At 65.8% G+C, this 7,500-nt stretch carries 8 protein-coding genes (1 of these 8 only partly in view); 3 read left to right on the plus strand and 5 right to left on the minus strand.

The window, feature by feature from the left end:
- Positions 1-430 precede the first annotated feature (430 nt).
- Positions 431-1,204 (plus strand): ferredoxin--NADP reductase, encoded by a 774-nt coding sequence (locus VGV41_RS12200; protein ID WP_326864115.1) that lies wholly within the window; start codon positions 431-433, stop codon positions 1,202-1,204.
- 179 nt (positions 1,205-1,383) lie between these two features.
- Here VGV41_RS12200 and VGV41_RS12205 read toward each other — a convergent pair whose 3' ends face one another.
- A complete protein-coding gene (locus VGV41_RS12205) occupies positions 1,384-2,046 on the minus strand; it encodes a L,D-transpeptidase (protein ID WP_326864116.1) in 663 nt (220 codons plus the stop codon).
- A gap of 209 nt (positions 2,047-2,255) precedes the next feature.
- Here VGV41_RS12205 and VGV41_RS12210 point away from each other — a divergent pair, with 209 nt between their 5' ends.
- Both VGV41_RS12210 and VGV41_RS12215 read left to right on the plus strand, forming a co-directional pair.
- Positions 2,256-2,987, plus strand: a complete 732-nt coding sequence (locus VGV41_RS12210) for a GntR family transcriptional regulator (RefSeq protein WP_326864117.1) — start codon at positions 2,256-2,258, stop codon at positions 2,985-2,987.
- Between the two features lie 23 nt (positions 2,988-3,010).
- Positions 3,011-4,294 carry an amino acid ABC transporter substrate-binding protein gene (locus VGV41_RS12215; RefSeq protein ID WP_326864118.1) on the plus strand — a complete coding sequence of 428 codons (1,284 nt, stop codon included), beginning with the start codon at positions 3,011-3,013 and terminating at the stop codon, positions 4,292-4,294.
- 99 nt (positions 4,295-4,393) lie between these two features.
- Here the strand turns inward: VGV41_RS12215 and VGV41_RS12220 are convergent, their stop codons facing one another.
- The 4 genes in view from VGV41_RS12220 to VGV41_RS12235 are tightly spaced (at most 38 nt apart) and all read right to left on the minus strand, a layout consistent with a single transcriptional unit that may run on beyond the window.
- Positions 4,394-5,281: a VOC family protein gene (locus tag VGV41_RS12220; protein ID WP_326864119.1), complete on the minus strand. Its 888-nt coding sequence runs from the start codon at positions 5,279-5,281 to the stop codon at positions 4,394-4,396.
- Positions 5,278-6,165: an NAD(P)-dependent oxidoreductase gene (locus VGV41_RS12225; protein ID WP_326864120.1), complete on the minus strand. Its 888-nt coding sequence runs from the start codon at positions 6,163-6,165 to the stop codon at positions 5,278-5,280. Before VGV41_RS12225 ends, VGV41_RS12220 begins: the two co-directional genes overlap by 4 nt.
- Positions 6,166-6,203: 38 nt before the next feature.
- A complete protein-coding gene (locus VGV41_RS12230; RefSeq protein WP_326864121.1) occupies positions 6,204-6,572 on the minus strand; it encodes a YciI family protein in 369 nt (122 codons plus the stop codon).
- A gap of 30 nt (positions 6,573-6,602) precedes the next feature.
- Positions 6,603-7,500 carry the 3' portion of a fumarylacetoacetate hydrolase family protein gene (locus VGV41_RS12235; protein ID WP_326864122.1) on the minus strand. The gene runs 41 nt beyond the window's last position, so 898 of the gene's 939 nt are visible here — the last part of the coding sequence; the start codon falls outside the window, past its right edge — the gene reads right to left on this strand; its stop codon occupies positions 6,603-6,605.

Genomic DNA, 7,500 nt, shown 5'->3' on the forward strand with positions numbered 1-7,500 from the left:
CGCATCTCCGACGCTCCCACCCCGGCCACCGCTCCCCGCCCCGCGTCTGGAGACGCTTGATCAGACGCCCCTCGGTAACGGGACGGGATGGCAGGCATATAAGTCTATCAATATAGGAATGTCAACAGTCCTAGATCACGAATTATTACATATCTCCCGTCGGCCTGGAGGTGCGAGCGCAGCGAGCCACGAAGGATCTGTGACTCCGAGGTCCTTCGAGGCCCGTGCGCTTTCAGCGGACGGGCGCCTCAGGACGAGGGAGCTAGGCAGGCTAAGCCGTCCGGAACCGTAGCCGACACCGCACCGAAGCGGCCGCTGCAGTGCAACCAAGGTCGGTGTTGAACAATTGTGGTCCGGGGCTATATCCAGCCGAAACCGGCAACACCATCAGGAACTTGCAAGGATCTTCGGGCGAGATCACGGGAGAGCGATGAGCACGATCAGTCAGGAAGAGGTCAGAAGCGTCCGCCACTGGACCGACAGCCTGTTCAGCTTCACCACCACCCGCAATCCCGGCTTCCGCTTCCAGAGCGGCCAGTTCGCCATGATCGGCCTGGAGGTCGACGGGCGGCCGCTGTTGCGCGCCTACAGCCTGGCCAGCGCCAATCACGAGGAGCATCTCGAGTTCTTCTCGATCAAGGTGCCGGACGGCCCCCTCACCTCGCGGCTGCAGCATCTCAAGGTCGGCGACCGCATCCTGCTCAACGGCAAGCCGACCGGCACGCTCGTGCTCGGCAACCTGATGCCCGGGCGCAATCTCTACCTGATGGCGACAGGCACCGGACTGGCCCCGTTCCTGTCCATCATCAAGGACCCGGAGACCTACGAGCGCTACGACAAGGTCGTGCTGGTGCACGGCTGCCGCACGGTGGCCGAGCTCGCCTATGAGCGGCTGATCACGCAGGACCTGCCCGAGCACGAATTCCTCGGCGAGCTCGTCGCCGAGAAGCTCGTCTACCACCCGACCGTCACGCGCGAGCCGTTCCGCAATTCCGGCCGGCTGACCGAGCTCATTGCCACCAACCGGCTGTTCGAGGAGACCGGCCTCGACACGCTCGATCCGGCGCACGACCGCATGATGATGTGCGGCAGCCCGGCCATGCTGAAGGACCTCGCGACAATCGTGCGCGACATGGGCTTCGCCGAGGGCAACAGCAATGCCCCCGGCCAGTACGTGATCGAGAAGGCCTTCGTCGAGAAGTGATTTGCATTGTCGTCGCCGGGCCTGTCCCGGCGACCTCGCTTAGGAAGGCTGTGCTCGCCTAAGCGGGATGGCCGGGACAAGCCCGGCCATGACAGTTACTGAGCGACGCGCGGCTCTTCAGGATGAGGCGGAGAAAGGCTGCGGCTTCTGTTCTTGTCGCCGCCGATCGCCCTCTACGTTCAGCCCTGCACCACCGTCACGTGCGTGCCGACCGGGACGCGATTGTAGAGATCGATGATGTCCTGGTTGAGCAGGCGGATGCAGCCCGACGACACGGCGTGGCCGATGCTGTCCGGCTCGTTGGTGCCGTGCAGGCGGAAATAGGTGTCGTGGCCGTCGCGGTAGAGATAGAGCGCGCGGGCGCCGAGCGGATTGTCGATGCCGCCCTTCATGCCGCCGGCATAGGCGCGATAGCGCGGCATCGCCGCGATCATGGTCGCGGTCGGCGTCCAGTGCGGCCATTTCTCCTTGCGGCCGATGATGGCGCTGCCGCGGAAGTTCAGCGCCTCGGAGCGGCCGACGCCGACCGAGTAGCGCATCGCCCGGCCATCGCCCTGGATCAGGTAGAGCTTCCGCTCGGGCACGTTGACGACGATGCTGCCCGCCTTCTCCTTGCCGCGCCAGGCAACCTCCTGCCGCCTGAGGTCCGGATCGACCGTGGTATCGACGGCGGGGATCGTGAAGCCGCCGTCGTCGACGGCGCCGTAATTGCCGCCTGAAAACATCTCGAAGCCGTTCTGCTTGCCGCAGGCGGCCAGCAGAAGAGGCAGCGCGGCGACGAGCATGGAGCGGCGGCTGAAGGAGGGGAAACGGCGGCGCGGAGCGTCGGAGGACTGGGACATAAGGTTCACTGTGGCCTTCACAATCGGGACGGGCAGCATTGTGCACGCCGGTACCTGAAACAAGCAACAAAGGCGTGACCGCCGGGCGATTGTCGACGCGCTGCGGCAGGAAGGCCACCCCCTCACCGGGACGTTTTTTGGAAACCCTATTCCGATTTCCAAAGTTTGCGGTACCATACGGGGTCGCTCCCGAAGGGTACGGACGTCCGATGAAGCGTTCCGTGACGGCCCGCAACGAGGTTCCCGCCGCCGGCGCGCCGCGCACGGTGACGGAGGCGACGTATCAGCGGCTGCGCCAGGACATCATCTGGGGCCGCCTGCCGCCCGACACGCCGCTGCGCTCCGACGAACTGCGCGCCGCCTACGCCGTCGGCATCAGCCCGCTGCGCGAGGCCCTGTCGCGGCTGGTGGCGGAACGGCTGGTCACCGCGATCGGCCAGCGCGGCTTCCGCGTCGCGCCGCTGACGCCGGACGATGTCATGGATGTCACCGAGACGCGGCTGGTGATCGAGAAGCACGCGCTCGCCCGCTCGATCCGCGACGGCGATGTCGCCTGGGAGCGCGAAATCGTCGCCAGTTATCACACGCTGTCGCACGGCCCCTTCCCGCTGGGCCCGGGGCCGGCAATGGAGCCGTGGGTCAACTTCCACCGCCAGTTCCATACCGCGCTGATCGCCGCCTGCGGCTCGCGCTGGCAGATCGAACTCGCCTCGCAACTGTTCGATCAGGCGGAGCGGCATCGCGCCGTGCGCGCCAAGATCGTGCCGGAAGGCAAGCTCAAGCGCGACGTCGCCGCCGAGCATCAGGAGATCTACGAGGCGACGCTCGCCCGCAACACCAAGGCGGCCGTGGCCGCCCTCGAACGGCATTACCGGACAACGGCGGAGCATGTGCTGACGGCGCTGCAGCACGTGCCGAAACTCAAGAAAAAAGCGCACTAAAAAATGAAACGGGAGGAACGACCATGCCAGCCTATTTCAGCGCGAGGACGACCCGGCGCGTAGCAGCGGGCCTCATCGCCATTGCCGCGGCCTCTGTCTTCGGTCTCGCCCCGCAGCGCGCGGACGCCGCCGATCCGATCAAGGTCGGTTTGAGCCTCGGCCTCACCGGCGCCAATGCGCCGAACGGCGGCCAGCTTCTGCTGTCGCTGCAAATCTGGCGCGACGACGTCAATGCCAAGGGCGGCCTGCTCGGGCGTCCGGTCGCGCTCGTCTATTACGACGACCAGACCAATCCCTCCAACGAGGTGACGATCTACAGCAAGCTCCTGAACGTCGACAAGGTCGACCTGCTGCTCGGGCCCTACGGCACCAACCAGATCAGCGCCGCGCTGCCGCTGCTGGCGCAGCGCAACCTGACCACGATCGGCATGCTCGGCACCGCCGCCAACAGCGGCATCCACTACAAGAACTACTTCTCGATGATCCCGCTCGGCACCGATCCGAAGCGGGAATTCTCGCGCGGCTTCTTCGCGGTGGCGATGGAGCAGAACCCGAAGCCGAAAACGGTCGCCATCGTCGGCAACGACGCCGAGTTCGGCAAGAACTCGACCGACGGCGCGCGCGAGAACGCCAAGGCGGCCGGCCTCAAGATCGTCTACGACGAGCGCTATCCGCCGTCGACCGCCGATCTCGCGCCGGTCGTACGCGCGATCAAGGCGGCCAATCCGGACATCGTGTTCGTCGCCGCCTATCCGCCGGACACCGTCGCCTTCGTGCGCGCCGCGCATGAGGCGGGCTTAAGCCCGAAGATGATGGGCGGCACGATGATCGGGCTTCTGGCCACGCCGCTGAAGATCAAGATGGGCCCGGAGATGAACGGCTACGTCAACAATGCCGAAGTCTATGTGCCGATCCCGACCTTCAACTTCCCCGGCGTCAAGGAGGTGCTGACGAAGTACCACGAGCAGGCCAAGGGCAAGGGCATCGATCCGTTCGGCTACAATTTCGCGCCTTACGGCTACGCGGCCGGACAGGTGCTGGCGCAGGCGGTCGAAGCCACCAAGAGCCTCGACCACGCCAAGCTCGCCGAGTACATCCGCACCCACACGCTGAAGACGGTGGTCGGCGACATCAAGTTCGGCAAGGACGGCGAATGGGCCAAGCCGCGCATGATCGTGACGCAATGGCAGGGCATCAAAGGCCACGATCTCGGCGAGCTGAACGACCTGAAGAAGTGGGTGGTGGTGTGGCCGGCGGCGAACAAGACCGGCAACCTCGCCTATCCCTTCGCCAAGGCGGGGCAGTAAACAACACAGCGGTCGGCCTCGTGAGAGACCGGCCGCTCTTAAATAACAAATGGCCGGGCCTCGCCCGGCCATTTGTCTTTAGGCGCGTTCGAGCCGCGGCTACTTCATCATCTCTTCCGGCGGCATCGGCCCCCAGAGGTTGGAGGCGGACGGATCCTTCGGCCACACCTTCGGCTTCTGCGGATTGTCGCGGTGCCACGGTCGCGGATCGAAATAGCCGAGCTCCTCGTCCTTCATCTGGTCGAGCTCGGCGAACAGCTCGGTGATCATGCCGTTCGGGCTGCGGTGATAGGCGAAGAGATTGTGGCCGATGCCGTGCCGGCCGGGACCCCACAGCATCCTGTAGCCGTTGAGGCTGAGGAAATCGCAGGCCGTCTCCAGATGGCCCCAGTCGCGCAGCTCGAACGCGGTGTGGAAGTGCCGGTTCGAGCCGGTCTCCATCAGGTTGATCGTGTGGTGGTCGACGCCGCAGCGCAGGAACGAGAAGAAATCCGACATCCAGTCCGAGACGCGGAAGCCGAGCACGTCGCAATAGAAGGCCGTCACCTTCTTCACCTCGGTGACGTGAAAGGCGACGTGGCCGAGTTTGTGCGGCACCACGCCGTTGCGCGCGAACTTGAGCGCCTGCGGCTCGGGCCGCTTGAACACCTCCATGACGGTGCCCTTCGGATCCTGGAACGCGACCATGTCGGCGATGGTCGGCTCCGGGTCTTTCTTGCGCGACGTCTTCACGCCGTGCGCGGCGGTCTGCTTCTCGAACGCGTCGAGGTCGTCGTTCGGCCCGAGCTCGAAGCCGACACGCGTGCATTGCGCCGCCGCGCCACGGCGCAGCACCACCGCGTGATGGTCGACCGTATTGGCGAGGTAGACCGCGTCCTTGTCCTTCGCCGTCAGCGTCAGGCCGAGGATGTTGGTGTAGTACTCCGTCTGCTGCTCGAGATCCGGCGTCTCGTAAGCGGCGTGGGCGATCTTGCGGACTCCGATCATGGCGTGGCCTCCCTTTTCGGCTGGCTGTCGTTTTCGAACAATTCGATGATCGCGGCGACGTCGCGCTCGCCGATGCCCGGCAGCGCGCGGCGGTAGATGTCGATCAGGCAATCCAGAAGCGGCGTGGCGACGCCCTCGGCGTCGGCGAAATCCTTGACCATGTCGAGGTAATGCGCGAGCCCCGGCGCCGAGCCCTGCTGCGGCGTGAATTTGCGCGCGACCATCCATGGCGCGCGGATGCCGAACTGCGTCGAGCCGCCGCTGCCGCTGGCGATCGACTTGACCAGCAGGTCCATGTCGACGCCGGTCTTCGCGGCGATCACCATCGCCTGCGCGGTGCCGGCGATGTGCAGGCCGACGAGAAGATTATTGATCAGCTTGGCCTTGGTGGCGGTGCCGAAGGGCCCGAAATAGGAGCAGGAATCGGCGAAGCCGGCGACGATCGGCTCGAGGCGGCGCACGGCCTCGCGGTCGCCGCCGAGGAAGATGACGCCCTTGCGCGCCGCCACCATGCCCGGCGTACCGCTGACCTCGCCGTCGACGAACGACACGCCCTTGGTGGCAAGCACCGGCACGTATTTCTGCTTCACCGGCACAGGATGCGAGCCGAGTTCGACCACGATCTGCCCCGGCCGCGCGGTATCGAGGAGACCGTGCGGCCCCTGCACCACCTCCTGCAGCGCTTCGTCCGATGGCAGGCAGGTGAAGACGACATCGGCCGCGGCGCCGACCTCCGCCGCCGATTTCGCCGGCACGCCGCCGAGCTTCTCGAAGTCGGCGAGCGAGGAGCGGCGAAAACCGACGACGCGGTAGCCGCTCTTGATCAGGTTATCGCAGATCGGCAGGCCGATCTTGCCGACGCCGATGAAGCCGATGGTGTCCATGTCGACCTTCCTGTCGTTTCATCCCGGCCGCCGCTCTCTTATGCGATGTCGATGGAGCGGTCGGAGTAGTTCACAGTGATGCCGAAGGAGCCTTCCATCAGCGTCCATTCGCGGATCTCGCAAGTGCGGATGCCGTTGACGACGAAGGGATCGCGCGCGGCGATCGCACGCGCCTCCTCGGCCGTTTCCGCACGCAGGATGGTCATGCCATCGCCGCTGGTGCCGACGTCGAAAGGACCGGAGGCGAAGACCTTGCCTTCCTTCTCGAGGCCGATCATCCAGCGCAGATGCTCGGCAAGATAGGGCTTCAGATCGGCGCCCTTGCCGCGCGAGAGCACGACGTAGAGCTTGCGCCGGAGCATGTTCCTGGTCAGCGCCTGGATGTCCTGCTCGGCCGTGGTGCTCATCGCAGGTCCCTCCGCTGACCGTCCGCCGCGCTAGCCGGCGACCATCGTGTTGACCAGCGTACCGCAGCCGGCGATCTCGATCTTCACCTCGTCGCCCGCTTTGAGGAACTCGCCGCGCGGCATGCCGACGCCGGCCGGTGTGCCGGTGGCGATGACGTCGCCGGGGTTGAGCGTAAAATGACGGCTGAGATAGGCGATCTGCTCGTGCGCATTGTGCACCATGCGGCCGGTGTTGGAGTCTTGCTTGAGGACGCCGTTGACCCACAGCTTGATCGAAAGGTCTTCCGGATTGCCGATATAGGCGGCCGGCGTCAGCCAGGGCCCCATCGGCGCCGAATCCTCGAAGCACTTCTGCCCGACCCAATCGTAGATGAAGGGCGTGCCCTCACGCTTCATCAGGTCGCGCGCCGACAGATCGTTGATGATGACGTAGCCGGCGACGGCATCGAGCGCGCGCTCCTCGGAGATGTTGCGCGTCTTGCGGCCGATGACCACGCCGAGTTCGGCCTCCCAGTCGACCTGCTTGGAAAACGGCGGCAGCCGCGCCGACACGCCGGTGGCGATGATGCCGCTGGCCGAGTTTTTCAGAAAGAACCACGGCTCGGCGCCCTTGGTCATCGACGGGCGCTTGCCGGTGGTGCGCTCGGCGATGTCGGCCATCTCGTTGAGATGGTCCCAGTAGTTGGCGCCGGCACAGAACAGTTCGCCCGGGTAGAGGATCGGCGCCAGCAGCTTGACCTGCGCCAGCGGCACACCGCCCTTGGGATCGGCATTCGCCGCGGCCGCATGCAGTTGCGGATGCACCGTGTCCCAGGCTTGCAGCAGACCGAGCACCGAAGACGGGTCGCGCACGCCGCCGGCGGCCCCGAGTAATTTCGCCGCCTCGTACACCGTCTCGCCGATCAGGACGCCGGCCGCCGGCTGCCCC

This window comes from Pseudolabrys sp. (assembly GCF_035943735.1).
In the GTDB taxonomy this organism is placed as follows: Bacteria; Pseudomonadota; Alphaproteobacteria; order Rhizobiales; family Xanthobacteraceae; genus Pseudolabrys.

Coding starts and splice junctions, on each gene's coding strand:
- VGV41_RS12200 (WP_326864115.1), top strand. CDS start 431: ATGAGCACGATCAGTCAGGAAGAGGTCAGAAGCGTCCGCCACTGGACC.
- VGV41_RS12205 (WP_326864116.1), bottom strand. CDS start 2,046: ATGTCCCAGTCCTCCGACGCTCCGCGCCGCCGTTTCCCCTCCTTCAGC.
- VGV41_RS12210 (WP_326864117.1), top strand. CDS start 2,256: ATGAAGCGTTCCGTGACGGCCCGCAACGAGGTTCCCGCCGCCGGCGCG.
- VGV41_RS12215 (WP_326864118.1), top strand. CDS start 3,011: ATGCCAGCCTATTTCAGCGCGAGGACGACCCGGCGCGTAGCAGCGGGC.
- VGV41_RS12220 (WP_326864119.1), bottom strand. CDS start 5,281: ATGATCGGAGTCCGCAAGATCGCCCACGCCGCTTACGAGACGCCGGAT.
- VGV41_RS12225 (WP_326864120.1), bottom strand. CDS start 6,165: ATGGACACCATCGGCTTCATCGGCGTCGGCAAGATCGGCCTGCCGATC.
- VGV41_RS12230 (WP_326864121.1), bottom strand. CDS start 6,572: ATGAGCACCACGGCCGAGCAGGACATCCAGGCGCTGACCAGGAACATG.